30 protein-coding genes and 1 tRNA gene are annotated in these 25,677 nt (G+C 66.7%); 9 read left to right on the forward strand and 22 right to left on the reverse strand.

Translation table 11 applies throughout. The annotated features are described in order from the left end of the window. The first annotated feature begins 35 nt into the window (after window positions 1–35). The 3 genes from B1790_RS03225 (at window position 36) to B1790_RS03240 (ending at window position 5,156) form a co-directional block, all read left to right on the forward strand. On the forward strand, window positions 36–1,823 hold the full coding sequence (locus B1790_RS03225; RefSeq protein WP_079921775.1) for a glycoside hydrolase family 3 protein: 1,788 nt from the start codon (window positions 36–38) through the stop codon (window positions 1,821–1,823). Further along, entirely contained in the window at window positions 1,820–2,767 is a 948-nt protein-coding gene (locus B1790_RS03230) for an alpha/beta hydrolase fold domain-containing protein (RefSeq protein ID WP_079921776.1), read from the forward strand. Before B1790_RS03225 ends, B1790_RS03230 begins: the two co-directional genes overlap by 4 nt. 1,213 nt (window positions 2,768–3,980) lie before the next feature. Next, window positions 3,981–5,156 (forward strand): hypothetical protein, encoded by a 1,176-nt coding sequence (locus tag B1790_RS03240; RefSeq protein WP_142271004.1) that lies wholly within the window; start codon window positions 3,981–3,983, stop codon window positions 5,154–5,156. 2 nt (window positions 5,157–5,158) lie between these two features. On the opposite strand, the gene B1790_RS03245 is transcribed toward B1790_RS03240, so the two are convergent. The 18 genes from B1790_RS03245 to B1790_RS35600 all read right to left on the reverse strand — a co-directional run bounded on the left by B1790_RS03245 (window position 5,159) and on the right by B1790_RS35600 (window position 15,849). Then, window positions 5,159–5,455 carry a hypothetical protein gene (locus B1790_RS03245; protein WP_079921778.1) on the reverse strand — a complete coding sequence of 99 codons (297 nt, stop codon included), beginning with the start codon at window positions 5,453–5,455 and terminating at the stop codon, window positions 5,159–5,161. Next, entirely contained in the window at window positions 5,452–6,960 is a 1,509-nt protein-coding gene (locus tag B1790_RS03250; RefSeq protein WP_233164910.1) for a hypothetical protein, read from the reverse strand. Before B1790_RS03250 ends, B1790_RS03245 begins: the two co-directional genes overlap by 4 nt. After that, window positions 6,957–7,220, reverse strand: coding sequence for a hypothetical protein (locus tag B1790_RS03255; RefSeq protein WP_079921873.1), 264 nt, complete (start codon window positions 7,218–7,220; stop codon window positions 6,957–6,959). The genes B1790_RS03250 and B1790_RS03255 overlap by 4 nt, the downstream gene beginning before the upstream one ends. A gap of 87 nt (window positions 7,221–7,307) precedes the next feature. After that, complete coding sequence (locus B1790_RS03260) at window positions 7,308–7,964, reverse strand: hypothetical protein (RefSeq protein ID WP_079921780.1); 657 nt, start codon at window positions 7,962–7,964, stop codon at window positions 7,308–7,310. 80 nt (window positions 7,965–8,044) lie between these two features. Beyond that, window positions 8,045–8,266, reverse strand: a complete 222-nt coding sequence (locus B1790_RS34090) for a hypothetical protein (protein ID WP_142271005.1) — start codon at window positions 8,264–8,266, stop codon at window positions 8,045–8,047. After that, window positions 8,263–9,081 carry a hypothetical protein gene (locus B1790_RS03265; RefSeq protein ID WP_079921781.1) on the reverse strand — a complete coding sequence of 273 codons (819 nt, stop codon included), beginning with the start codon at window positions 9,079–9,081 and terminating at the stop codon, window positions 8,263–8,265. Before B1790_RS03265 ends, B1790_RS34090 begins: the two co-directional genes overlap by 4 nt. Continuing rightward, window positions 9,078–9,737 (reverse strand): hypothetical protein, encoded by a 660-nt coding sequence (locus tag B1790_RS03270; RefSeq protein WP_079921782.1) that lies wholly within the window; start codon window positions 9,735–9,737, stop codon window positions 9,078–9,080. The genes B1790_RS03265 and B1790_RS03270 overlap by 4 nt, the downstream gene beginning before the upstream one ends. Continuing rightward, window positions 9,734–9,967 carry a hypothetical protein gene (locus tag B1790_RS03275; RefSeq protein ID WP_079921874.1) on the reverse strand — a complete coding sequence of 78 codons (234 nt, stop codon included), beginning with the start codon at window positions 9,965–9,967 and terminating at the stop codon, window positions 9,734–9,736. Before B1790_RS03275 ends, B1790_RS03270 begins: the two co-directional genes overlap by 4 nt. A gap of 173 nt (window positions 9,968–10,140) precedes the next feature. Next, a complete protein-coding gene (locus tag B1790_RS03280) occupies window positions 10,141–10,716 on the reverse strand; it encodes a recombinase family protein (RefSeq protein ID WP_079921783.1) in 576 nt (191 codons plus the stop codon). Beyond that, window positions 10,716–10,916 carry a hypothetical protein gene (locus tag B1790_RS03285; protein ID WP_079921784.1) on the reverse strand — a complete coding sequence of 67 codons (201 nt, stop codon included), beginning with the start codon at window positions 10,914–10,916 and terminating at the stop codon, window positions 10,716–10,718. The genes B1790_RS03280 and B1790_RS03285 overlap by 1 nt, the downstream gene beginning before the upstream one ends. 132 nt (window positions 10,917–11,048) lie before the next feature. Further along, window positions 11,049–11,231 carry a hypothetical protein gene (locus B1790_RS03290; protein ID WP_079921785.1) on the reverse strand — a complete coding sequence of 61 codons (183 nt, stop codon included), beginning with the start codon at window positions 11,229–11,231 and terminating at the stop codon, window positions 11,049–11,051. A 65-nt stretch (window positions 11,232–11,296) separates the two neighbouring features. Next, entirely contained in the window at window positions 11,297–11,794 is a 498-nt protein-coding gene (locus B1790_RS03295) for a hypothetical protein (RefSeq protein ID WP_079921786.1), read from the reverse strand. Beyond that, a complete protein-coding gene (locus tag B1790_RS03300; protein WP_233164911.1) occupies window positions 11,791–12,282 on the reverse strand; it encodes a hypothetical protein in 492 nt (163 codons plus the stop codon). The genes B1790_RS03295 and B1790_RS03300 overlap by 4 nt, the downstream gene beginning before the upstream one ends. A 526-nt stretch (window positions 12,283–12,808) precedes the next feature. After that, window positions 12,809–14,803 (reverse strand): AAA family ATPase, encoded by a 1,995-nt coding sequence (locus B1790_RS03305; RefSeq protein WP_158083742.1) that lies wholly within the window; start codon window positions 14,801–14,803, stop codon window positions 12,809–12,811. Between the two features lie 97 nt (window positions 14,804–14,900). Further along, complete coding sequence (locus tag B1790_RS03310) at window positions 14,901–15,113, reverse strand: hypothetical protein (protein WP_079921788.1); 213 nt, start codon at window positions 15,111–15,113, stop codon at window positions 14,901–14,903. Between the two features lie 123 nt (window positions 15,114–15,236). Next, complete coding sequence (locus B1790_RS34580) at window positions 15,237–15,398, reverse strand: DUF6085 family protein (RefSeq protein WP_158083743.1); 162 nt, start codon at window positions 15,396–15,398, stop codon at window positions 15,237–15,239. A gap of 3 nt (window positions 15,399–15,401) precedes the next feature. After that, window positions 15,402–15,608: a hypothetical protein gene (locus B1790_RS34095; protein WP_142271006.1), complete on the reverse strand. Its 207-nt coding sequence runs from the start codon at window positions 15,606–15,608 to the stop codon at window positions 15,402–15,404. Beyond that, the gene (locus tag B1790_RS35600; protein ID WP_079921789.1) at window positions 15,562–15,849 is read right to left on the reverse strand and encodes a helix-turn-helix domain-containing protein; all 288 of its coding nucleotides are present in this window, start codon (window positions 15,847–15,849) and stop codon (window positions 15,562–15,564) included. The genes B1790_RS34095 and B1790_RS35600 overlap by 47 nt, the downstream gene beginning before the upstream one ends. A gap of 69 nt (window positions 15,850–15,918) precedes the next feature. Between B1790_RS35600 and B1790_RS03320 the strand changes: the two genes are divergently transcribed. The 4 genes from B1790_RS03320 (at window position 15,919) to B1790_RS03335 (ending at window position 19,545) form a co-directional block, all read left to right on the forward strand. Continuing rightward, window positions 15,919–16,497, forward strand: a complete 579-nt coding sequence (locus tag B1790_RS03320; protein ID WP_142271007.1) for a hypothetical protein — start codon at window positions 15,919–15,921, stop codon at window positions 16,495–16,497. Beyond that, complete coding sequence (gene xerC / locus B1790_RS03325) at window positions 16,494–17,918, forward strand: tyrosine recombinase XerC (RefSeq protein ID WP_079921791.1); 1,425 nt, start codon at window positions 16,494–16,496, stop codon at window positions 17,916–17,918. Before B1790_RS03320 ends, xerC begins: the two co-directional genes overlap by 4 nt. 60 nt (window positions 17,919–17,978) lie before the next feature. Beyond that, on the forward strand, window positions 17,979–19,001 hold the full coding sequence (locus B1790_RS34100) for a hypothetical protein (RefSeq protein ID WP_142271008.1): 1,023 nt from the start codon (window positions 17,979–17,981) through the stop codon (window positions 18,999–19,001). 70 nt (window positions 19,002–19,071) lie between these two features. Further along, complete coding sequence (locus B1790_RS03335) at window positions 19,072–19,545, forward strand: hypothetical protein (RefSeq protein ID WP_079921793.1); 474 nt, start codon at window positions 19,072–19,074, stop codon at window positions 19,543–19,545. A gap of 84 nt (window positions 19,546–19,629) precedes the next feature. Here the strand turns inward: B1790_RS03335 and B1790_RS03340 are convergent. From B1790_RS03340 to B1790_RS03355, 4 genes are all read right to left on the reverse strand, one after another. Beyond that, window positions 19,630–19,704: transfer RNA gene (locus tag B1790_RS03340), tRNA-Val, on the reverse strand. A 46-nt stretch (window positions 19,705–19,750) separates the two neighbouring features. Beyond that, window positions 19,751–20,209, reverse strand: a complete 459-nt coding sequence (locus B1790_RS03345; protein ID WP_079921794.1) for a peroxiredoxin — start codon at window positions 20,207–20,209, stop codon at window positions 19,751–19,753. A gap of 5 nt (window positions 20,210–20,214) precedes the next feature. Next, a complete protein-coding gene (locus B1790_RS03350) occupies window positions 20,215–20,664 on the reverse strand; it encodes a DUF3052 domain-containing protein (RefSeq protein ID WP_079921795.1) in 450 nt (149 codons plus the stop codon). 57 nt (window positions 20,665–20,721) lie between these two features. Continuing rightward, window positions 20,722–21,273: a hypothetical protein gene (locus B1790_RS03355; RefSeq protein WP_198951901.1), complete on the reverse strand. Its 552-nt coding sequence runs from the start codon at window positions 21,271–21,273 to the stop codon at window positions 20,722–20,724. A 172-nt stretch (window positions 21,274–21,445) separates the two neighbouring features. Here B1790_RS03355 and aceE point away from each other — a divergent pair, with 172 nt between their 5' ends. Further along, entirely contained in the window at window positions 21,446–24,238 is a 2,793-nt protein-coding gene (aceE, locus tag B1790_RS03360; protein WP_079921877.1) for a pyruvate dehydrogenase (acetyl-transferring), homodimeric type, read from the forward strand. Between the two features lie 132 nt (window positions 24,239–24,370). Further along, entirely contained in the window at window positions 24,371–25,657 is a 1,287-nt protein-coding gene (locus tag B1790_RS03365; protein ID WP_079921796.1) for a CdaR family transcriptional regulator, read from the forward strand. The last annotated feature ends 20 nt before the right edge of the window (window positions 25,658–25,677 follow it).

The raw sequence follows: 25,677 nt of genomic DNA on the forward strand, positions 1-25,677 counted from the left end.
CCGGTTCGCCGAAAGGACCGTGAGGAGCAACATTGATGAGCCCCCAAATGCCCACCGGCCACCACCTCTATCAGGACCCGTCGGTCTCCATCGACGAGCGCGTCGAAGATCTGCTCGCGCGGATGCCACTCACCGACAAGGTCGGATTGTTCTTCCACACCCTCGTCGGCGTGGGCGACCCCGACCAACCCCACCCAATGTTCGGCTTCCCCGCCGTCACCGAACTCATCGACTCGGGCATCACGCACTTCAACATCCTCGGTTCCGCACCCGACGGTCGTCAATTTGCGAAGTGGCACAACCAGATCCAGCGCATTGCCCTGGAGCGTCCGCTGGGCATCCCGGTTACGTTCTCTACCGATCCCCGGCACCACTTCACCGACAACCCCCTGACGCAGATGATGGCGGGCCCCTTCTCCCAGTGGCCCGAGATGCTCGGCCTGGCGGCCATCGGCTCCGAGCAGCTCGTCGAGACCTTCGCCGACATCGCCCGCCAGGAGTATCTGGCCGCCGGCATTCGGGTCGCGCTGCACCCTCAGATCGACCTCGCCACCGAGCCTCGCTGGGCGCGCATCAGTGCCACGTTCGGCGAAGACGCCGACCTCACCTCGCGTCTCGTCGGGTCCTACATCCTGGGCTTTCAGCGCCGCGACTTCGGCGCCGACTCCGTCTCGACGATGACGAAACACTTCCCCGGCGGCGGGCCCCAGAAGGACGGCACCGACCCGCACTTCGCCACCGGCCGCGAACAGGTCTACCCCGGCAACAACTTCGGCTATCACCTACAGCCCTTCGAGGCCGCGATCGCCGCCGGAACCCGGCAGATGATGCCGTACTACGGGATGCCCGTAGGCACCGAGTACGAAGAGGTCGGCTTTGGATTCAACCAGGGGATCATCACCGGACTCCTACGCGAGCACCTCGGATTCGACGGCATCGTCTGCACCGACTGGGGGCTGATCGTCGACCACGCCGACGCCGGCGACATCGGGACGGCGCGCGCGTGGGGCGTCGAGCACCTCAGTGTGCCCGACCGCGTCCTCAAGGCCATCAACGCCGGGGTCGACCAATTCGGCGGAGAGGAGTGCGTCGATGTCCTCGTCGCACTCGTCGACGACGGCAAGGTCAGCGAGTCAAGGATCGATCAATCCGCCCGACGCCTGCTGCGCGAGAAGTTCCTGCTTGGACTCTTCGACCGTCCTTTCGTCGACGAGGACGCCGCCGCGGCGACCATCGGACGCAAAGACTTTCGCGCAGCCGGTCTGCAGGCTCAGAAGCACGCCGTGACATTGCTCGTCAACCGTCCGGCCGCCGACGGCGGCCCGACCCTGCCGCTACGTCGCGGGATCAAGGTCTACGCCGAGGGGATCTCACCGGAAGCACTGAGCGCGTATGCGACACCGGTGGCCGATCCGACCGACGCCGAGGTGGCCCTGGTGCGACTGCAGGCGCCCTACCAGGCGGGCGGCGACGGCTTCGCGGCGTTCTTCCACCAGGGCTCGCTGGAGTTCCCCGTCGAGCGCCTCGAGACGCTCGACGCCCTCTGCGCGACGGTACCGACCGTGATCGACGTCTACCTCGACCGGCCCGCCGTTCTCACCGAGATCGCCGGTACCGCAGCGGGTCTCGTCGCAAACTATGGTATCGCCGAAGCCGCGCTGCTGTCGGTTCTATTCGGTGAGTCCGACCCGCGAGGTCGGCTCCCGTTCGACCTCCCGCGCTCGGATGCCGCCGTTATCGCCAGCGATGGCGACGTCCCCTTCGCCACGGAGGATCCCGTGTTCCGGTTCGGTCACGGCCTGCGGTACGCGGCGACGTCGTGACCGCCATCCCCGACCCCAACGAGGCCGTACGAAACACCAGCCGGCAGAACCGCATTCAAGTCGCGAAAATTCGGTTGCTCGGACGTCTGCTTGGCAACGGCGAGTGGCTGGCCAAACTCGTGGTGAAGGCAGCCAAGCGGCCGAAACGCCGTGGGCGAGAGCCCGCCGAGGCCGCCCCGCCGCGGCGCGCGGTCCGCGGACTCGACGTGCGGCACAGCAAGCACGCCGGGTGGCCGGTCTGGTCATTGGTACCGTCCAAGCCGTCCACCCGGATCATCCTGTACTTCCATGGCGGCGGCTACGTCGGTCAGGCCAACAAGATGCAGTACACATGGTGCGCCGACGTCGCGCGCAACACGGGCGCGACCATCGTCGTGCCGATCTACCCGCTCGCCCCCACCGGGACCGCCGCCACCGTCGTCCCCGTCGCGGCGGACCTTATCGAGTCGCTGATCACCGCGTACGGAGCCGAAAATATCACCCTCACCGGTGATTCCGCCGGCGGCGGGCTCGCACTGGCCGCCGTGCAGGAATTGGTGCGGCGCGGGTCCACCATTCCCGGCCGCTTGGTACTGATCTCCCCGTGGCTCGACGTCACCATCGGCGACCCCGCCAGCATGGCAATCGACGTTCCCGCTGCCGGTGTCAAGATACTGCGCGCCGGTGGACGGCTCTGGGCCGGTGACGCCGATCCCACCGACCCGAGGGTCAGTCCTCTGTTCGGATCCATGGTGGGCTTGCCGCGAACCATCATTTTTGGCGGGACCTTCGACGTTCTGCACCCCGATACCGTGCGGCTGCAGCAGCGCGCTAGCGCCGAGGGCGTGCACGTGGAAACCGTCATCGCAGATGGCCTCGGACATGTCTGGCCGTTGTACCCATACTTGCCGGAAGCCATAAGGATTCAACCGCAACTTCGCGAGACACTCGTGGGCGGCCCCTAGCGGCGGGCGGTCCGAGTCCGAGAACCCGTCCGCTTCGAGAGTATTGGCTGTCAACATCCCGAAGGCGAGTCTGTCCGCGTGGACGGCGACCGACACAAACGACCTGTACTTCCGATTCCTAGTTGCGTCCCAGGATTCGGGAGCCGCGGCGTTCGTGTCGTTACTTGACTCGACATCGCCGTCGTCAATCAGAGCCCACACCCCTTGGTCACCGCCGTAGCCCTCAACGAACTCGCTAGTGAAGGAGTCTTTGCGATTTTCTTGAGTCGCTGTAAGTGCCCGACTGCATCACGCGAGATCGAGCACCTAGCTCTTGAACGCGGAAGTACGCGCCCGCGGCGCTTCCCTCTGTACGAGATCGCACACCTTACTGACGATCGACGTGCGAAACCCGCTGATCTCCAAGTCCTTTGACGCTTGGTCCAGCATGGAGAGTCGGCGGAGTTTGTCGGCAGTGCCGAGCATGGCTCCTTTTATAAGCAGCGACGTGCGACGAGACTCTGCCTTCAAGGCTTGATCGAGCGAGACCCGCTCCCCCTCCTGCTGACGCTTGAACGCACGCTCGTTCCTGAACTTGAAGTAGCCGACAATGGCGGTCGCGACGGCGAGGCAGCCGGCCAGGATGCGAACCCCGACGACCGAACTGCCCGGCGGGATGAGGCTGATGGCAAAGGTCGCCCCGGCAGTCAGAACAGAAAGCGCCGTCAGCCAGAGGTTGAAGGCGACTGCATGATCCTAAACAGCCTTCGTCTGCTCCGCCCCCACCGCGGCAGCATGTCACACAGCATCGGACCAAGCCCGGCAATCAAACACAGTATGCAGTGTGTCGGCGCAGGTCCCTCTCTCTTGGTGCAGGAGTTCGAGCCTCTTGGCACACTCTTGGCACAGCCGTGGGTTTCAGAATCGGACTTGTCGAAGCTGAAACGAGCTGACCTGCGTTGATAATGGTGGGCGCGGAGGGGATCGAACCCACGACCGCTGGTGTGTAAATGTGTGGCCACACGTCTAGGGAGTGTCTTGCCGTGACGCCTCGTCTGGGAAATGGCCACGTAACCAGCCCTTTTCGTCTACCCAGTCCAGTTTGGTGACGGCCCGTTTAGGCGCGTCTTGGTCACTTCTTGGCCACGCGGGGGTTTTGGTCGATCAGGTGTTCGACTGAACCTCCCGACGCGGTCACACCGCTGTGTCCGAGGCCTTTCCTAGACTCCGGCCCATGGGTAAGTACCGAGGTGGGCAAAAGCCGTGGGAGAAGGACGATCCAAAGGGCCGTCGGCTCGACCCTGGCCAATATGCAGAGCTGAATGCCGTGTTCTACACCGCCGACCCGGTGGAATTCATTAGGATGCGGATCGAGTCGCTATCGCTGATGGCCAGCACCGACGAGCAACTGGGATCGCTTTTCGAAGCAAACCGGATCGTCGGAGCGGCCCACTTTGGACCAATGCCGCCGCCGCCCTTAGACGCCCGCCAGCGGTACATCCGCATGGAGGCGGTGATGATCGCCAACCACGCCTCCGAGACACTGTTGCGGCTGTTCTTCGCCCACGTGGAGCACCCCGAGTGTCCCTGGCTGGGGATGTCGGCCTCAACTAACTTCGGTGAATACAAGGGCAAGGTGGCCACCGCGCTGGACCGCGGGTTCGACCGCGAGGCCATCGCAACGGTGTTCCTGGGCGGCGTTGGTCGAGTCGATTCCGTCGTTCAGCTCACCGACGCCGAGTTCGAAGACGCCATCGACGGCTTGCAACTGCTTCTGACCGATTGCGCGAACCGAGTGCTCGATGACGCCTTCCTCTACAACGCCGTCAAGCACGGCGTTAGCGCCGTCGCTGTCGACGACGATGAGGCCAAGATGACTTGGCAGCCGCTGAACGGGGAGCCGGAGATCATCCATGAAGGGCCCACTCACGTGTATCTCCACAAGGCGGCGTCGCACAATGCGGCAAAGACCGAAGCTCACTGGTGGCTCACCATGGAGGACTCGAATCCTGGACGGGAGCTCTCGGTCTCGGTGCTCATCACCAGGGCGCTCGGCTCGCTCTGGGACGTCGCCCGCCGCCGCTACCTTGGGGAGAGCGGCACTATCAACTACGTCAGCAACGGGGCCGTCGGGATGACGGTCTACGGCATAACCATGGGGGCAATGAACCGCCTCAAACGCGCGGTGCACGAACTTGTCAAGGCTAAATCTGACGGCACCGTGGACGGCAGCCAGCACCACGTCGTCCCCTACGACATCCCCCGGGAGTGGTCGCTGGCCGGTGCAGCGGCCGCCGTCGAAGAGCGGACGGTTGCGCTACCCGCCAGAGAGCGTGATCGGCAGGTGTATTCCACCGGTGAGCTGTCCTTCCTGCCGATCACGCCGCGTGGATTCCAACGGGGAGGGTGACGCTACGCCGTCTCGGTGAACCTTGGCTTCCACGCGTCGCAGCTCTCGCAGCTGGAGAAGCTGACCAGCGTCACCTGGCCGAGGGCGAACGCCACCGCGTCAGCGTTCGACACGTGACGTAACGCGGCCTGGGCTTCGAGGTCGGTCAGCGGCGGCGGCGGTGAACACCTAGGGCACTGGCAGCCGATCGGCTCGGCTCCTGGGGTGGTCATCTGTGCGCGGAGCTCCGCCCGACCCACCAGCGCCAACCGGCCGCCTGACGGGGCAGTGCGGCACGCCGTCGAGGTCGGCGCGGTCATCGGCCACCCACTCGTCGGGTCATCCACGCGGGCGGCGGCGACTTGCGACCCTCTCGCGCTCGACGGGCGGCGTCGAGTGGGCTGACGATGTGCATGCCCTGGCCGATGGAGTGCGCCAGGACGTCGTAGGCGACCACCGCTGCCGCCACTCGGTCGGGCTGGTGTTGACCGGCTTCCCAAGTCACCGCCTGGGCCTCGAAGTCGGGCAGGTACCCGGCCACCCTGGCCCGACCGGTCTCCAGCGCGGCGAGCAGGCCGGTGGCCCGTGTGACCGCATCGCCCTTGCCTCGGTCGGTGCCCTTCGGGGGCCAACCCGTGACGCGCACAGGGTGATTGAGGGTGTACTTCGGCAGAGACTCGGTGACCAGCCTGGTGTAGGTGGCCCTGGCACTGAACGCCTCGATGGCGATCTCACTGGCCCCGACGTCTCGGGCCAGCTCGACGGCCCGGCGGCTCCACTGGTCGCTGGTCATGTGGCCGCTGACGTCGGCGATCAGGGCCACCACGCCGTCGGCGCTGAGACTGGCGGCGATGATGCCGGTCTCGTCACCCTGACCCGAATCGGCGGGGTCGACGCCGACCACGATCTTGACCACGCCTGGCGGCGCTGCCGGTAGACGCCACTGCTCGATCCACGCCGTCTTAATCAGCCCGCCTTGTGGGGTGCTGGGTGCGCCGAGGTACATCGCGGCCCAGGCCCTTGAACCCACCTCGGCTTCGATCTCGCGGAACTGAGCGGCGGTGCGGCCCACGGCGCTGGTCATCGCGATGCCGGTTCGTTCACGCAACAGCGCGTCGGGCACCCCGGCGGTGCTTATGGCGGGGATGTTCACACACCGCCACCGACTGCCAGGTGCGTCGAGCAACCTGCCCGCGATGTCTTCGCTGTGCCATCTGGTGGTGACGACGATGGCCGACCCACCGGGCATCAGCCGTGTCATCAGGTCGGCGTTGAACCCCGCCGCCAGCCGCCGCCTGTATGCGTCGGAGTCAGCGTCAGCGGCCCCACGGATGGGGTCGTCGACGACGAGCACGGTAGCCCCGAATCCGGTGGTGCTGGACAGGATTCCGCCCGCCAACATGCCGCCGCGGTGCCCGGCCACCCGCCAGCGCCCGACACTCTTGCGGTCCGCTGCCAGCTCGATGCCGACCACCGCGGGGTTCTCGGCGATGAGACGCCGGGCGGCGGCGCTGTGTTCCTCGGCGAGCTGATCACCGTAGGACTTCACGATGATCTCGGCGTCGTGGTCACGGGCCAGCTGCCAGACCGGGAACACCTGGGAGGTGAGCACGCTCTTGCCGGTCCGCGGCGGCATGGTCACGATCAGCCTGGAGTCGGGCGTCTCGACGGCGCGGACCAATTCGTCGGAGAGCATCTGGATAGCCGGGGTGATCACGTAACCGGGGATCAGCCAACGAGCCAATTCGGCCGGCGAATCTGGGCGCCGACGGCCTCGCGCTGCGCCGAGAGCGCGAGCGGTCGTCAGGGTGGTCACCGTGGTCACGCGGCGCTCCTCACGGGAACGAAGCCCAGGTCTTCGGGGGTCCAGAGGTCGGCGCGCCGCCATTGATGGCCGCAACGGTCACAGGCGTACTCGCACACCAGGCGCTTGCCGCCGTTCCAGGTGACGGCGTCGGGCTCGTTGAGAGAGCACCGGCGAACGCAGCTGTCCGCGAAGTGGCCCGCCGGGTTGCAGGCCGGGCAATAATCACCAAGCCAGAAGTCATGAAATGGGCTGGGCTGGCGAGCGGTCAGGGCGGTCATGGTCACCTCTCGGTGGGGTGGTCGTTGGGGTAAGGCGCGTCTCCGTCGGGACTCGGTCGTGGTGGTCGGTGTGGGCGTGGTGGTCAATCAGGCCGGGGTGGGCGTCCTGGTGCCGAAGGCGGGAACCGTCCGGCCACCGCTGCGGAGGCTGGCTAACTGGACCGAGGTGTAGCCGCCGCCGTCGGTGATTCCCAAAGCTGAGCAGGCGTCGGCCTGGGTGGCCTCACCATCGCTGTACAGCTTCTTCGCAACAGCAAGGACCGCTGGCCAGCAGCGGTCCAGAAGCGGAACTACATCGGCACCGAGGTGGGTGCCACCAGCGAGGCCCAGCGTGGCGGCGTCCCGGCAGCCATTCCCCGCGAAGACGTCGAACAGGTCGCGCTGAGTGGGCCGACGACCGGCGCGGAAGCGGGCCTCGCTCCAGGGTCCGGCGTAACTAATCTCCATCTCGCGATGAGCCGGAATGGTGTCACTGAAATAGGTGGTCAGACCCTTGAAGCCGCCGGGCAAGTCGCCGACGATTGCCGTGATCACCTCTGCCCCCGCCACCACGGAGGCGATGAGATGTCCGCTCTCATGAACGGCCACGGCGAGCCGGTCGTGGTCGACGGGCACCGGCTCGCGGCGCGGCGGCTTCGGCGCGGGCGTGTTCAACGGCGTCGGTGTCTTCGGGCCACCACCGGCCGCCAGGGCCGCTCGCACGGAGGCGCTGGCCACGGTGGCGATTAGTTCCAGGTCATTCATGGTCGAGCCTTTCGGGTCTGGTCATCACCGTCATCACGAGATGTCGGATCAGCGTCGGGACGCCACCGTCCCGACGCTGATCACGGCACCCGCGAGGAGTCGGGCGTCTTCGAGGGGAAGGTATTGCGCGCCAAACGTTCTCGGTGTTTTCGGACCTTGGCGTCGGCGCGGGCCGCGGTGGCGTCGAGGTGGCGGGCGATGCACGCCGAGCAGGTGTAGCCGTGAACCGAACCCCGCCACTGCCAGGCAGGGCCACCGCAGCTCTGACACCGCGGGCCGCGGTACTCGCCGTCGGCGCTCACGACTCGATCACCACAGAGGCCACCACGGCCTCGCAACCCACCAGCACGGTGCGTTCGGCCACGGCCACGAACGTGTTGTGCTTCTCATCGATCGCCGTCCGGACCTGAGGCTGGTCGCGCCAGCCGAACAGCGGGGCGCTGGTGGCGATGAGGGTTTCACCGAGGCCGTCGGCGTACCCGCCGTCAACGACGAGGGTGTGCCCGCCGGGAGTGATCCACTTGGTGCCCAACCGGCTGACCAGGCGCACCGACACCAGGCCGGGAAGCATCGTCGGGGAGGCGTGAACCAGACCGACGACGTTGGCCTTGGCGAGCTGCGTTTCCAGCCAGGCCAGGGCCACCGCCGCGTCGTCGACCGTGGGGATGGTGGCCAGCTCGGCGGCGTCGAGCCTGAGCCGGTCGGCCAACTGGCGGGCCACCATGGCCGACTCCCGCAGCCGCAACGCCTGGCTGGCTCGGGATTCCACCTCGCGGCGGCTTGGCTCGGTCAGGTCGCAGCTGTCGAACGCCCACACCACCACCGGGTCGAACGGGTCGAGGACGCCACCGCGCTGCCCCTCCTTGCGGGGGCCGTCGAGGGCAGGCACCGAACACCACGGTGCATCCCAGATGCCGGTCTGGCTCGCGCCGGGGAAACTCGTCCCCCTGATCTCGACGCCGTTCAGGTGACGGGAAGGGCCGGTGACGTCGGTCCAGCTGACCTCGGCGTACAGCCCGCCGGGGGCGGGGTTCTGAGGCGGCGCGTCGAACACCGTCGGCAGCGGGGCCGAGTGCGTGGTGACCGGGAAGTCGGGCAACGAGCTCGGGGCGGTCACAGTGAAATTCCTAATTTGGCGAGTTCGGCGCGGGCATGATCAGCCGCGGTGATGTCCTGAGCACGTCTCGACCGGGGTTGGTCGTCACGGTCCAGACGGCGTTCCAGCGCGCGGGCGGCGTGGTCGACCCCGGCGAGAGCGCGTAGTAGGCGCTCGCTGACGACCCCGGTCAGAGCATTCCCTAGAAGCCGGTCCAGGTCGTGGTCATACATTGCCGCCGCCGCTGCCAAACGATGGCCCCAGAGCCCCTCCGCAACGCTCTCGGCATCGATCTCGGGCAGCTGAGGCCGCTGGACCAGCGTGCGCACCGCGGCCATCGCCCGTCCCCGCTCCTCCAAGCTCAGGTGCCGAGTCTGGTTCTGCGCCTTGGCCTCGGCTACCAGGCCTGAGGCGACGAAGATCAGCTCACCCGCCGCGTCGGCCAGATCCTCGACGTACCGGATGTAAGTCCTGGGGGCACCTCTCTCGGCAACGCGGTTGGCCAGCGAGACGCAGATGTCACAGGTCTCAACGGTGAGCGACCAGCCGCCCCTGAGATGGGACCCGAGTCCTTGCCGACGCCGCTCCCGCAGCTCGCCCTGGGTGAAGGTCGGCGCGGGCGCGGGCTGTTGACGGGCCAGCGCCGCGGGTGTGCGGTTGCGGGCCTTGACGGTCATCGCGCTACCCCCTGCCGAAGCCGAGATACCAGGGCATCGACGTGGCCGGGCGCGATCTGCCCGGCCTCGGCGTCAATGGCGCGGGCGACTCGATGGAACGCCAGACCTTCGCGGGCCGCGATCACCCGCGGGTCGTCGTCCGGCACCTGACGGGACTTGAGAGACGCCACCACTGCCGAGTAGCTGGCCGCTGACCGGACTGCCGGGTCGTCGGAAATTAGAACACCCATGACCACAACGTACACACGACGGTGCCACGGTGCGACGCCGAAACCTGTTGCGTAACAACAAGTTACCCGACTTAGTCGGTATATTCGAGGTCCTGTGGGCCTGGTCGGATTGGGCAGGGACGACGAAACCCCGATCCAAAATCGGATCGGGGTCGTGGGCGTGTCGGGCGTGTCTAGGCCTTCTCGGCCAGCACCCGGTACACCGTGGCGCGGCCGACGCCGAGCGTCTGGGCGATCTTCTCGACGGGCTCGCCGCTGGCGCGCAACGCTTCGGCCTGGCGCACCTGGTCGGCGTCGAGCGCCTTCGGGCGACCGATGGGCAGGCCGCGTGACTTGCGTGCCGACCGCGATGCTTCACGGCGCTCGCGGCCCAGTTCCAGCTCCAGCTCGGCCAGCGACGCCAACACGCCCGCGATCATTCGGCCGGTGGCGTTCGAGGTGTCGATGCCCTCCCGCAGCGACCGGAGCACGATGCCGCGCTCACCGAGATCGCGAATCGTCAGCATCACCTCGGCGGCGTTGCGGCCGAGCCGGTCGATGCCCACCACCACGATGGTGTCACCGTCCTGGGTATAGCTGAGCAGCGCGGAGAGGCCAGGGCGCTGCTCCTTGGTGGAGGTGCCGGTGAGGACGTCGGAGTACACCCGATCAAGATCAACCCCGGCCGTCTTCAGCGCATCGCGCTGCTGATCGAGCGATTGATGCCCGGTGCTCACCCGGGCGTATCCGAAGACCCGTCCGCCACCCATTAGGCCACCGCCTCGGCGGCCTCGTCGACCAGGATGCGGTCGTAGTAATCCCTCTCGAATGCGAGCCACTTCTCGGCCAGGTACTCGGGGCGGGCGCGGTCGGCGGCGTCGTCGGTGGCCCACTTGGCCTCCATCTTGGCCATGTAGACGGGGTCCCTGAGGCGGGCCGCCCTGGCGGCGTGGCGCTCGGTGTTGGTCATGTCGTTATCGTATCTCAAAAGTCGACACCACTTAATATTGATACGAGACGACTTATGAGATTTCTGACCTGGTGGAATGCCCCACCTGGAGGGTCGGAATCACCCGTTCCAAAACTAAAGAATTGAGACGCCCTAGTCGGCTCGGCTGGGCCGCCAGCCGGGAGCACCCGTGGTCGCGGGCGGGGTCACCACGGACACCGTGGTGGGCTTCACGCGCTGAGTGCCGTTACCGAGGCTGACGACGGGCATGGTCGCGACGGCGTTGTTCTCGGGGTGAACGCGCCAGTCGGGGCCACCGAGGTTCGTAATTTCCATGCTCCTAGGTTACCGGCGTCGAGTGCTGGAATCCGTTGTGCGAATTAGTGATAACCCAAAACTGTTCAACGCCGACGAGTCGCGCCGGGCCGCCAATGGGCCAGCGGATCGTATTCGCCGCTGGCCGCCCCGGCCTTGCGCACCGGCGTGACGACGGGCACAGGAACTGGCTCCGGCAGCGGCACGACCGCCGCCACCTCGGCGACGGACTCAGGGTCTACGGAATCGGGCTCCAGCGCCACGGTGAGCGTTGAAACCGGCTCCGGTGCAGTCTCGTCCACCTCGGGCTCGCTGATCAGCTCAGGGGCTTCCCGACGCGCCATCACCGCTGCCCACTCGCGGAGTTCGTCAACCGGGACGCCGCCGACGGCCAATACGCCGCGGGCGATCTCCACCTGGAGCGCGAACAACGGATCGTCGGGGCCGACGACGTTGCCGACCAGGGCGCGCAGCTCGGTTTCCAGTTGGGCCTCCATGTCGGCGGGCGTGAGTCTGCCGTCGGCCACGTCACGGGCGACGGATGACGCCGCCTTGATCGCGTCCTCAGGGGTGATGATCGTCATTCGGTGATCTCCTCGATCTCGGCGTCGATGATGTTGCCGGACAACTGGTGTTGCGGCTGTCGCTGAGCGACCAGGGTCAACAGCTCGGATTCGAGGCGGTCGATGACGGCGGTCACGTCGGTGCTGACGCTCACGTCCACTTCGGTGCGCTGCGGTGCATAAGCCCCTGCTAGCTTGGCGCGCTCGGTGACGGTCGCCCGAATCTCCTTGGCGTACGCCAAAGCGGTGTCGTCGTCGCCATCCTCGATCGCCAGGAGGTAGCGAGTGAACCCGTTCCGTTGGATGAGCTGGAGGGCGGCGTCGTGCTTCCGGCGGGCTTGCTCGATGGTCTCGGGCGGCGTGCGGTCTCGCAGTCGAAGCACCGCCTGACGCGCAGCCTGGCGGCTTCGGTAGTCCAGCGAGTCCGCGATCTCCTGCCACGTCGCGCCGGTGGCAGCCAGACGCTCGGCCTGCTCCGCTCGGTGCCGTGAGTCGAGTCGATTGGTCACGGTGAACAGTTTGACAACAGACCGTGCAGAGGTCGGCCGCCCGCGGGGGTGCCGCCGCCCCTGGCCGTCAACGGTCAACGGTCAATGGACGCGAGGGCGACGCGTGAGGATGCCGCCGCTCCTCGCGTGAGCATTCGTCGGCGGGCACGGTCAGTCTTTCGTCTCAGGTCCCCTACCCCCAAGTCCCCTATTTCATAGGGGGGACGACACTTGGGTGGGGTTGGGCTTGAGTTGGGTCTGCGGTTGGGTCCGGTTGGGTTTTCGCAGGTCAGGCCCGTTGGGTCGGTACTTGGGTGGGGGTGGGTCCCCACCTCACCGCGTGGAGGCCAGACCCAAGGCAGACCCAACCCCACCCGTACGGCGGAAAGTGCGCTGACCTGCACTTTTGGCGTTGGCGCGTTCGGCCAGACCCACTCCCCGGCGGGTCCCAGGTGGGTGGGGGTGGGTTTATGCAGCTCAGACGGCCTTTCGGCAGCTGCATGCGCACATCTGAGCGGCGGCCCCTGCACCATGGCTCCTCGAGCCTTCACGCCGCGGACGCCGCGCCCTGGCCGCTGCTGGCGTCACCGGAGAGCGCAGTCATGGCGGCGGGGTCCGGCGGCCGAACTTCCTTCGGCTCGTAGTACACGTGGGTCAGGTAGTCACGCTTGGCCACGACCAACCACCCGTGTTCGACCAAGAGCTTCACCGCCTCGGTAGCCGTGTGCCTACTGCACACCCGGCGCACCTTCCGCATGGCTCCCGTGGCGGTCCGCTCCTCGCCGATCACCTCGTTGGCCATCTCAGCCAGCCGCGTCTGTGTGAGCCCTTCACCGGGGATGCAAGCCTCCTGGGCGAGTTCGTATACCTGCTTGGCGTATGCCGCGCCCTTGCCGGTCCACTTCTCCATCGGGAGATCAGGGTCGAACTCACCGCTGAGCGGGTCAGCGCCCGGCCCGATCACCAAAGAGTCTTCGCCGCCGGGCAGTTCGACCTTGACCGCCGTCAGCGGATACGGCCCCTTGACCGCGTCGTCCTTCATCTTGCCGACCTCGATGGTGACCGACATCGCCTTCGGGTTGTCGCGCAGCGCGATCAATTGGACGTCGACCGCGTTCAACCACGCCACCGAGCCGCGCGCGTTGCGTGGGTCAGCCTTGGTGGTGTGGTGCAGCACCAGCACCGCAGCGTCGGTGTGCCGCATCAGCGTGTCGACCTGGGCCACGGCCCGCCCCTGATCGGTGGCCGAGTTCTCCTCCAGCCCAACGGTGCAGCGCGCCTGGGTGTCGAACACCACCAGCCGCGCGCCCGTCTCGACCACCTTGGCCGTGACGTCGTCCATGTCGCGTTGAGAGCCGAGCTGGGCTGCGCCCTCCAGCACGGTCAGCTTGTCCATCACCTGGCGACGGTCGACGCCGCGCTGTTTGCACCACGCCCTGACGCGCTTGGCGATGCCGCGCACGCCTTCGCCGACCACGTACAGCACCGGCACAGGCTCAACGACCCCAAACCGGGCCGACCCGGCGAACGGGGTGCCGCTGGCCAGTGACAGCGCCATGTCGAGGGCAATGAAGCTCTTCAGCGACTGAGACATCCCGATCAGGTGCACCAGCGACGAGGCCGGCAAAAACTCGGCCACCAGCCACTCGGTACCGGGCAGGTTCTCCAGGTCATCGAGGGTGCGCCAGCGGCGGCTCACCGGATTCTGGACGGCAGTACCACCCGACCTGTGCAGAATCCGCGCGTCGGCCAAATCGGCCCAGGCGGCGCTCATCTCGGCGGCCGTGGCCGCGGTGAGCGTCTTGACGGCCTCGGGGTCCACGCCCAATGATCCGACCAGCTCGGTGGCGCTGACCAGATAAGGGCGCTCGTCGCGGCGGGTCTTGCGGGCGGCGGCACCCATGTTCCACGTGTCGGTGTTGTGCTGCTCGATCATGCGTCGGGCGCGGTCGGCCACCCCAGTACCGCAGCCCCGTTCGATCTCCGCCAAGCCATAGGGCGTGTGCGGCGGCACACTGACCGCCTTGAGCGCCTGTTGCTGCTGCGACCGCTCACGCTTGCGGGCGTTGGCCCGCTCGGTCAGTTGCGCCAGCGCGGCCTCGGGGTCGACCATGTCGTAGAGCACCGACTCGGCAACGAACTCGGCCACCTCGGCGCGGGTGATGCCGTCGAGTTCGGGGCACAGCGCCGCCGCCAGCCCCGACGGAATCGCGTCCAGTTCCTCGAACCGGGTGCCCTCGCGGTCGGTCGCGGCGTTGGGCGCAACGACGCCGATCCCGTGCCGATTGCCGAAGTCTCGCAGGGCCTCCCACTGCGGCGCGCTGAGATACGGCTCGATCGCGTCGCCGGGCTCAGCGCCGAGGCGGTCAGCCACCATCAACATGGGGAGCGCCGTCGCGGGATCGGCCTTGCCGGGGTCCTCGGCCAGATCACGCGTCGGCCGATAGCCAGCCGGGTCGGCGACGTCGGCGAACGGATCGGCCTCACTGTGGCCGTTCATCGTCGAGCGGGCTTCGTCACCCGTGCGGGTATTCTGGGGCATGTCTCCTACTTCGCTGGTAAGGGGAATTCGTTGGGAGCGGTGCCGCACCGGCATTGCGAGTAGAAGCCACTTCTCGCGCCGGGGCGGCATCGCTGCGTTACGGGTCAGTGCGTTGTGGGGTCACGGTGTTCGCAGCCAGGTACTCGGCGAGATCGCTGGCCCGGTAGAGCACTCGGCGTCCGTCACGGATGAAGCGCGGCCCGGTGCCCGCGAACCGCTCCTGGGCCAGTGAGCCCTCGGTCTTGTGCCGGAACTCGGCTACGTCCTTCGGCAGGAACAGGGCATCGGGGTTGTCGAGGGTGACGGCCATCGTGGTTCCTCTCGATCAGCGTCAGTCAGTCGGTGTCACCGGAGATTACGTGCGCACCATGCAGACCTGCCTGCGCAACGGGTTGAGTTATCCGACTCGAACGGGGTTGTGCCGCTCGGATATTCACGTTCGGTCGCCGACGCCTGCGGGCGGGACAGACAACAGCGCCGACGCCGCCTCGGGCTTCGGGCAGGTCCGCGACCCGCACCACACCCGGGTGTCCGGCAACAGGATCAGCGACTGGCCGCAGCCCATGGGGCAGTGTCCGGCCACCACGCGGCTCATCGGCTACCGCCCCTCGGCCGGGTCGGCGGCCAGCACCCCGCCGGGAGCGTCGTAGCGGGCGTGAAATTTGGCGTGAACCTCGGGGAACGCCATCCGCAGCCGGGCCGCGTTCTGGGTGTCAGCCTTGCGGATTCCCGCCATGACGAGGGCGAAAAACGGTGGGTCATTGGCCCCGATCTGCTGCGACGCCCGATAGTCGAAGTGGCTCACGCGGCACCCCGGCGGTGTCGCTCTCCCCCGCCAGCAGGTTCAGCAGCTTGGCCGTCGGCACACGCTTCCGCTTCGCGCTCAAGTGGATCACGGGCAATCGGCCCGCTTTGGCCATCGAATAGGCGAAAGCCCTTGACACGCCGAGGTATTCAGCGGCGGTCTCGATGCTCACGGTGGGCGGCCCCTGGCGGAGCCGCTCGACTGATGGGTATGTCTTCGTGGTGTCGGTGAAATCAGGCATGTCTTTAGCGTGGCGTCTTTAGCGATAACTGTCTAGACATTTGGCTATCTTTAGAGTTATCGTCTTTTCGTGACTAGTGATAACCCCGCCTTCACACCCATCGCGGGCGACGTGATGGCCGACGACATCCGCCGCGTGAGCGGTAAGCGCGGCAGCGACGACGGCCTGATCGAAATCCCCCTGTACGGGCACGATTTTCACTACCAGGTGCGGATCGACCGCAGCAGCGGAACGCCGCGCCTGGTCGAGCTGCGGATGGTGTGCGGCGAGGGCGGTGACATCGACCCCGCCGCTGTGCGCAACGTGCCGGTGCGCCGACTCGCCAAGGCCGCTGCCAAATTCGTCTCGCTGACCGAGCATGGCATCGCGGACGCCGGTGACGACTACGACCCAACCGGCCCAGCCAGACCCGACCTCGAACCAGGCAAGCGCCGCCGCAACCTCGGCGACGAGCACTACCGCCAGGTCGCCGCGCAGATCGGATGGGCTCGGGAAATCGGCCTCGCACCACGGGATTACGCCGCCGACTACTTCGGGGTAGCCCTGCCGACCCTGGACCGCTGGATTGCCGAGGCCAAGAAGCGTGGCTTCCTGCGCCGTGACTGGGCCACCGCCACCACTGACACCAAGGGAACCGACCAGCCATGACCACCGACCCGCAGCCAGCCAAGCGCACCCGCCGGGCCGAACCGGTCACCAAGCACGTCGCCAAGAACGGCGCGGTGACGTACCGCTTCCGCGTCGACCTCGGCATCGGCCCCGACGGCACCCGTCTTCGCCAGCAGTTCACGTACCCAACGCTCGCCGAGGCCCGCAAGGAGTACCGCCGCATCACCACCGAGGTGGCGGCGGGCACATTCGTCCAGCGCGACAAGACCACCGTGGCGGCGTTCTTGACCGGATGGCTCGACGCCCGGCGGGACGTCCGACCCGGCACCCTGGCCGGGTACCGTCACGCCCTCAAGCCGGTGATCGACCACCTTGGCGGAATCCCGTTGCAGCACCTTCGAACTGCCGACCTCGATGCCTTGGTGACGCTGCGCATGGCGGGCCAGGCCGTCGCCCAGCGAGACAAGCGCGGGCGGCGGTCAGCTGAGGTGCTGGGCTGGTTGCGGGCGCGGCCCGACGGTTCCAGTTTCGGTCAGTTGTTCGCAGAGTTCGGCAGCCCTGGTGAGCGGGCACTGGCGCGCCTGGTGCGTTCGGGAGAGGTCATCAGGCCCGCTCGGGGTCGCTATGCCGCCGCCCGTCCCGCCGACCCCGAGCGCCCGAAGGTGGCCGGTGGCGTCACCGCCCGCACCGTCGTGACGATGCTGGTGGTGCTGTCATCGGCGCTCGATGACGCCATGGCCCAGGGTCTCGTCGCCCGCAACGTGGCCCGACTGGTGAAGCGACCCAAGGTGACCGCCGTCGAGATGGCCACGTGGTCGCCGGAGCAGGCCGTGACGTTCCGCGCGCACGTGGCCGAGGACCGCCTCGCGGCGTGCTGGCTTCTCACCCTGGCCGGGCTTCGCCGGTCTGAGGTTCTGGGCCTTCGGTGGGAAGACGTCGACCATGACGCCGGGACCATCACCGTGGCCCAAGGCCGGGTCGTGGTCGGCGGCGGCACCGTGACCGGCGCGCCGAAGTCCACCCGCTCAGCACGAACGCTCCCGATGCCGCGTGACGTGATGACCGCATTGCGGGCGTTCAAGACTCGGCAGGCCGAGGAGCACCTGGCCCTCGGCGCGGGCTGGCCCGACACCGACCTGGTGGCTGTCAACGCCGACGGCTCCCCCATCCGGCCCGAGACCTACTCCAAGGTATTTACCGCTCACTGCGCGGCGGCGGGGGTGCCTGTCATCCGTTTGCACGACGTCCGCCATACCGCCGCCACCATGCTGCTCGACGGCGGAACGACGCCCTCGGCCACCGCCAAGTGGCTAGGCCACGATCCGGCGATCACACTGCGCGTCTACGGCCACGTCTACGACGACGCGCTGGCGTCGGCGGGCGACGCGTTGCTCGGCAGATCGCGGGCGAATTCCAAATCCGCCACGCATCCTGCAAACACCACATCAGTCGTCCCGTAACGCTACTTTGTGTCCTGGGGTCCGTTGGGGAGGCTCCGATCACCGAAATCTCAGGAGCCCATGTTGACGCCCGATAAAGGTGAGAAGAACGAACAAGCCGAGTCCGAAGGGGGCGCAGTTCTGGACGACGTCCCTACCCCACCGGATGACCAGGAAGCCGACGACGGCACCAACAGCACCCAGGGCGGCGACGATAAACCCGAGGGCGATCAAGGAGACACCGCTAGCAGCTTCACCATTGGATTTGCGCAGGCCGCGTTCGACGGCCTCTATGCTCCAACTGAATTTGATGATGCATTGAGGAAGTCGTGGCGTGCCGGCACGGAAATCACGCGCTACGGCCGCCATTGGACACTTTCCAAGATGTTGTCCGAAGACAACGGCGGATATTACGGAAAAATCGGGTTCGTTAATTCTGACCAATTGGAAACGCTCGCATTTGATCAAGAGACACTAGATTTTGTTCGTGGCCAAGCGCCATCGGGCGTAGTGGTCCCCTTTGTCATCGCACAAGACGGATTAATCAGCTACCAGCTGATTAGCGGAATCGTGCGTGACAATTCTTTCATTGGCGCCCTGGAAGCACTCCTGAACGCGGGGGCCAATGTTCCGTACACGTGGACCATCACCCCGGTGGCCTTTCCGATTAACTATAACGAATGGCGTAAAAGCGTTGACCGCGTTAGTCGTTTTGACATTAAACTTGAGCGTCCAAACCCCCACTATCATGGCGACGTAATCGCCGAACAACTAGTCGAGGAGCTACGAACGGAATATGTGCGACTGTCGGGGGTCGAGCGCAACAGCGAAACGGGCGTAGACACCGACTCAGACGTATTTCGACAGGCACTCGACCACGTGCTACGGAACTACGGCGAGGCCACGCTGACCGGCGTAGACTCCGAAGGTGCACGATCGGTCTTCGTGAAGGTGCGCAATGCCGCATCCCGACTCTCAGCACGCGTGCGCGTCTCCGCCACAACTGAGGGACCTGAAGTCCCCGAGCAGGCGCTACGGGCAGCCAGAGCAAGCCTTCCGGTCGCTGTCACCACAAGTAAAACCGCGGAGGAAAGTGCAGACTAGGCCAAACAGCTCTTGGTGGCGGACGGCGTGCTCATGGGACGCCGCCCTCAGCTTGGCCGCTGGCTTAGCGATGTTCACGCTGCTCGCCCGCAGCGATCGGCCTCTCTTGGACGGCAAACCCTACCTAGCTGCCGCCATGGGCCTGGGCGGGACCATAGGCATCGGCTGGCTGGTCGGATCGCGCTGGTTGACCGATCACCTCAACAAAGACGAGTACGGCGAAATCGTTCGTGCGTTTGACGGCGACGCGAAGATGACGCAGCGCCCCTATTACCTCGTTGCGTTTGCAGCCTTCGTTTTGGTGCTGGGCTCGGTCGGTGTGATCGTCTCGTATGAAAATATGCCGCGCCTCGCTGTGGCTGGGTGTTACTCCGCGCTCTTCGGCCTAGCGGTCTATGCGGTGCTTGGGTCCGTCTCACTCGGGCTCATGACCTACCGACACAGCACCCGCGCCTCGCGCGTGCGCACCATCAAAGAGCAAGCAGCGCGTGACTCTCGCCTGCAAAAATCTGCGCGTGCATCCACTGGAGAACAGGGCGGATAGTCCATTGGCCAATTCTTGGCCACTTGGGGGGTTCAATAATGAGCCGGAGCGATACCCGACACCCTTCTGACCTGCACGAGTTGTTGGTGGGCGCGGAGGGGATCGAACCCACGACCGCTGGTGTGTAAAACCAGAGCTCTACCACTGAGCTACACGCCCGTGCTCGGACAAGCTACACGGCCGAGCGCCACGACGGGAAATCCCGTCAGCCGCCTCGGACCGCCGCCAAGGCCTCCGCCCAGACGGATTGGTCGCGCGTCTCCCCCGGCCCTTTCATCGCGGCGTACCGGACGACGCCGGCCCGGTCGACGGCGAAGGTGCCCCGGTTGGCGAATCCGGCGTCGTCGTTGAACACCCCGTAGGCCTGGGCGACCGCGCCGTGCGGCCAGAAGTCCGACAGCAACGGGAACGTGAAGCCGCTCTGCTTCGCCCACACCTTGTGGGTGGGCGGCGGCCCCACCGAGACCGCGAGGGCCTGGATGCCGTCGTGGTCGGCCAGGTGGGTCTGGATGTCGTCGAGCTCGCGCTGGCAGATGCCGGTGAAGGCAAGCGGAAAGAACACCAGCAGTACGTCCGTGACGTCACGGTGCTGCCGCAACGTCACGGGTCGACCGTCCTGGTCCTTCAGCGTGAAGTCGGGCGCTGGGGCGCCCACGTCCAGCACGTTCGTCAGCGCCGCCCCGTGGGGCCCGACTTCGGCTGGACCAGCCTGCTGGCGATCCAGTCTCCGAGGTTGGCCGAGGAGGTCTGCATGAGACCGGCCGTCGGCGCGGATTCGGCGATGTCGGACGGCTTGACGTGTCCTGGGTGTCCGGTCTTGGGCGTCACCACCCACACCACGCCGTCTTCGGCGAGGGGCGTGATGGCGTCCATCAGTCGGTCGACGAGGTCGCCGTCGTCGTTGCGCCACCACAGCAGCACCACGTCGATGACGTCTTCGGCGTCCTCATCCAGCAGTTCGGCACCGCATGCGTCTTCGATGTCGAACCGGATGTCGTCGTCGGTGTCCTCGTCCCAACCAAGCTCTTGGACGAGCTGATTCTTCTCGATGCCCAGCTTTCGGGCGTAGTTCGGCGAGTCCGCCGCAACCACCTGTTCCTCCTTCAGCCAGCGTGTCATCTTTTCCTATCGTCGCACGCCGCGGGCGTTCGCTCGACGCCTGGCACACGGAAAGTCTCAATATGCGGCCTCACAGGCGGTCCCCGCCGCGGTCTTCGCATCGTTGAGTTGGCGGATGCCGACGTTGAATTCGTCGGGTCCTGGATTGCCTGCCAGCACTCCGGCCATCTTCCGCGAGGAGTCCGCCCAGCCGTTCAGCGCGTCGGTCAGTTCTGGCGACAGCGGCCCGGACAAACTGCCCGTGACCTGGTCAGCGCTGCGGTTGAGCGCGTCAACGGCCGGTCCGGCCTTGCCCGGTGCGTCCGGCGCGTCGTTGTTGAAGGCGTCCACGTAGGCGTTGATGGCGTCGACGGCGGCCACGCTGCTGGAGCCGAACGCGTCGCAGGACGTGTGCACGGCAGCCTTGGTCACCGCGACCTGCCGTTCGGATTCCGATGCGGCAATCGAGGACGCGACGGACGCGCGGTACTCGGGTGCTTCGGCGGCGTCGTAGGTGGCGGTTCCCTGGGTGATCGACGTGCATCCGACGACGATCATCGCGAGCCCGGCGACGACCCCGGCGACGAGGCCAACGGCGCGTAGCCGCCCGGCCCGTCCCCATGTCGTCACGCCTTCAGACCGTACCGGTTGGCCGGATTGGTCGTCGGTTCCCAGTAGGCCCCACCCCGCCCGAGCATCTACGGCACGATAGGGGCACGATGGACACGTCGCTATAGAGGACGACGAAAATCACGTGTGACGGGGCCACGAGCCCCCGATCACGTCTACCGAGGAGTTGCAGTTGACCACCGAGTTCGCGCGCCAGGACCTGGCCCAAAACTCTGGCACCGCAAGCGAACCCGACCGGGTCCGCGTCATTCGCGAGGGCGTTGCCTCGTACTTGCCCGACATCGATCCGGAAGAGACCAGCGAGTGGCTGGAGTCCTTCGACGCTCTGGTCGAGCGGTCCGGACCGGCCCGCGCGCGGTACCTGATGTTGCGCCTGCTGGAGCGTTCTGGCGAACAGCGGGTCGCCATCCCGGCGCTCACGTCGACCGATTACGTCAACACGATCCCGACCGAGCTGGAGCCATGGTTCCCCGGTGACGAGGACGTCGAGCGGCGGTATCGCGCCTGGATCCGGTGGAACGCCGCGATCATGGTGCACCGCGCGCAACGCCCCGGAGTCGGTGTGGGCGGCCACATTTCGACCTACGCCTCGTCTGCCGCGCTCTACGAGGTCGGCTTCAACCACTTCTTCCGCGGCAAGTCCCACCCCGGTGGCGGCGACCAGGTGTTCATCCAGGGCCACGCGTCGCCCGGCATCTACGCGCGCGCGTTCCTCGAGGGCCGGCTAACTGCGGACAAGCTCGACGGGTTCCGCCAGGAGCACTCTCACCCCGGTGGCGGCATCCCGTCCTACCCCCACCCGCGGTTGATGCCCGACTTCTGGGAGTTCCCGACGGTGTCGATGGGCCTCGGCCCGATGAACGCCATCTACCAGGCGCGGTTCAACCACTACCTGAACGACCGCGGCATCAAGGACACCTCCGATCAGCACGTGTGGGCGTTCCTCGGCGACGGTGAGACCGACGAGCCGGAGAGCCGCGGATTGGCCCACGTCGCCGCCCTCGAGGGTCTCGACAACCTGACGTTCGTCATCAACTGCAACCTGCAGCGCCTCGACGGACCGGTGCGCGGCAACGGCAAGATCATCCAGGAGCTGGAGTCGTTCTTCCGCGGTGCGGGCTGGAACGTCATCAAGGTGGTGTGGGGCCGCGAGTGGGACGCCCTGCTGCACGCCGACAAGGACGGCGCCCTCGTCAATTTGATGAACACCACGCCCGACGGCGACTTCCAGACGTACAAGGCCAACGACGGCGCCTACGTCCGCGACCACTTCTTCGGCCGTGACCCGCGCACCAAGGCACTGGTCGAGCCCATGACCGACGCCGAGATCTGGAATCTCAAGCGCGGTGGGCACGACTACCGCAAGGTCTACGCCGCCTACCGGGCCGCGATGGAGCACAAGGGTCAGCCGACGGTGATCCTGGCCCACACCATCAAGGGCTACACGCTTGGCAAGCACTTCGAGGGCCGCAACGCGACCCACCAGATGAAGAAACTGGCCCTGCAGGATCTGAAGGACTTCCGCGAGGCGCAGCGCATTCCGATCACGGACGCTCAGCTCGAGGAGAACCCGTACCTGCCGCCGTACTACCACCCCGGGCCCGACGCCCCCGAGATCCGCTACCTGCTGGATCGGCGCAGGACCCTCGGCGGCTTCGTGCCTGCGCGACGCAACAAGACCAAGGCGTTGCCGTTGCCGAGCCGGGACGTCTACAAGTCGCTCAAGAAGGGGTCGGGCACGCAGTCCGTCGCGACCACCATGGCGATCGTCCGGACGTTCAAGGAGTTGTTGCGGGACAAGGAGATTGGCAAGCGCATCGTGCCGATCATCCCGGACGAGGCCCGTACGTTCGGCATGGACTCGTGGTTCCCGAGCCTGAAGATCTACAACCGCAACGGCCAGCTCTACACCTCGGTCGACGCGGAGTTGATGCTGGCCTACAAGGAGAGCGACCTCGGTCAGATCCTGCACGAGGGCATCAACGAGGCGGGGTCGACGGCGTCGTTCACCGCGGTGGGTACGTCGTACTCGACGCACAACGAGCCGATGATTCCGCTGTACATCTTCTATTCGATGTTCGGCTTCCAACGCACCGGTGACGGGCTGTGGGCGGCGACCGACCAGATGGCTCGCGGCTTCGTCCTCGGCGCCACCGCGGGTCGTACGACGCTGACCGGTGAGGGTCTGCAGCACGCGGACGGTCATTCGATGCTGCTGGCGGCCACCAATCCCGCCGTGGTCGCCTACGACCCGGCGTTCGCCTACGAGATCGCCTACATCGTGGAGAGCGGTCTGGCCCGGATGTACGGCGAGGACGCCGAGAACGTCTTCTTCTACATCACCATCTACAACGAGCCGTACGTCCAGCCGGCCGAGCCCGAGAACTTCGATCCTTCAGGCCTGCTCAAGGGCATCTACCGGTACCGGGCGGCGAAGGAGAAGCGCAGTAACGTCGCGCAGATCCTGACCTCCGGCGTCGCGATGCCCGAGGCACTGCGCGCCGCGGATCTGCTCGCGTCGGAATGGGACGTCGCGGCCGACGTGTGGTCGGTGACCAGCTGGGGTGAGCTCAACCGGGACGGGATCGCCGTGGAGAAGGAATTGCTCCGCCACCCGGACAGGAAGGCCCCGGTCCCGTACGTCACCAAGGTGCTGGAGTCCACCGCGGGCCCCGTCGTCGCGGTGTCGGACTGGATGCGTGCGGTTCCCGAGCAGATTCGGCCGTGGGTGCCCAACACGTATGTCACGCTCGGCACCGACGGTTTCGGCTTCTCCGACACCCGTCCTGCCGCGCGCCGGTACTTCAACACCGACGCCGAGTCGGTCGTGGTGGCGGTGCTGGAAGCCCTCGCGCGTGACGGCGAGATCGATCCGTCGGTGGCGATCGCCGCTGCGAAGCAGTACCAGATCGACGACGTGATGGCGGCTCCGGTGCAGACGTCGGACCCCGGACCGGGGGCGTAGCCCGCTCCGGCCCCGTCGAGTGTGCGGTGAGATCGCGGGTGGACGCGAAATCGCGATCTCACTGCACACTCGACAAAGAAGTGACCCGACGACTTAGAGGTTTCCACCAGTAATCGGGCGTATGTTTTAGAAGTGGCTGACAAGAAGGTCGACGATCCCCGGGCATCCTCACTCGAAGTGCTGGAATCCGTACCCGAATCGCTCGTCCGCCGCGTGAAGCAGTACTCGGGGCGACTGGCCACCGAGGCCGTCCACGTGATGGGTGAGCGGCTGCCGTTCTTCGCCGACCTGGAGGCGTCCCAGCGCGCCAGCGTCCAGCTGGTCGTGCAAACGGCGTTGGTCAACTTCGCCGAGTGGATGCGCAACCCGCGCGGCGACGTCGGCTACACGGCGGAGGCGTTCGCGCTGGTGCCCCAGGAGCTGACCCGCCGGATCGCGCTGCGACAGACCGTCGACATGGTGCGGGTCACGATGGAGCACTTCGAGGAAGCCGTGCCCATGCTGGCGCGCAACGAGGACCAGACCACGGCGCTGACCATCGGGATCCTGCGCTACAGCCGCAACCTGGCGTTCGCCGCGGCGTCCGGTTACGCCGACGCCGCCGAGGCCAGGGGGGCGTGGGACACCCGGATGGAGGCCAACGTCGTCGACGCGGTAGTCCGCGGCGACATCGGCCCGCAGCTCCAGTCCCAGGCCGCCGCCCTGAATTGGGACGCCACGGCACCGGCGACGGTGCTCGTCGGATTTCCCCAACCCGGCCGCGCCGAGTTCGCCAGCGAGGACGTCCACGAGATCGTCACCCGCAACGGGCGGGCGGCGCTGTCAGACGTGCACGGCACCTGGTTGGTGGCCATCGTCTCGGGCCACCTGACCCCGACCGACAAGTTCCTCGGCGAACTACTCGGGGTGTTCGCCGACGAACCGGTGGTCATCGGCCCGTTTGCGGCGTCACTGGTGGCCGCTCACTACAGCGCCGCCGAGGCCATCGCAGGCATGAACGCCGTCGCCGGCTGGAGCGGGGCGCCGCGACCGGTGTCGGCGCGCGAACTGTTGCCGGAACGGGCCCTGCTCGGTGACCCGTCGGCGATTGCCGCACTCGATTCCGACGTGATGCGACCGCTCGCCGAAGCCGGTCCGGCACTCACGGAGACCCTCGACGCCTACCTCGATTCCGGGGGTGCAATCGAAGCCTGTGCGCGCAAATTGTTCGTTCATCCAAACACCGTCCGCTACCGTCTCAAACGCATCGCGGACTTCACCGGGCGCGATCCCACACTGCCTCGCGACGCCTACATTCTGCGGGTGGCATCGACGGTCGGGAGGCTCGGTCGGCAGACGACGCACGCCAGCACGACAAACGCTTCGGTGGCCCAGGCAACACCCCGACCCGACCGTGATGTTGCTTCGTTTCTCGGATGACAGGTCGCAATCCGATCTCG

This window comes from Mycobacterium sp. AT1 (assembly GCF_002043095.1).
In the GTDB taxonomy this organism is placed as follows: domain Bacteria; phylum Actinomycetota; class Actinomycetes; order Mycobacteriales; family Mycobacteriaceae; genus Mycobacterium.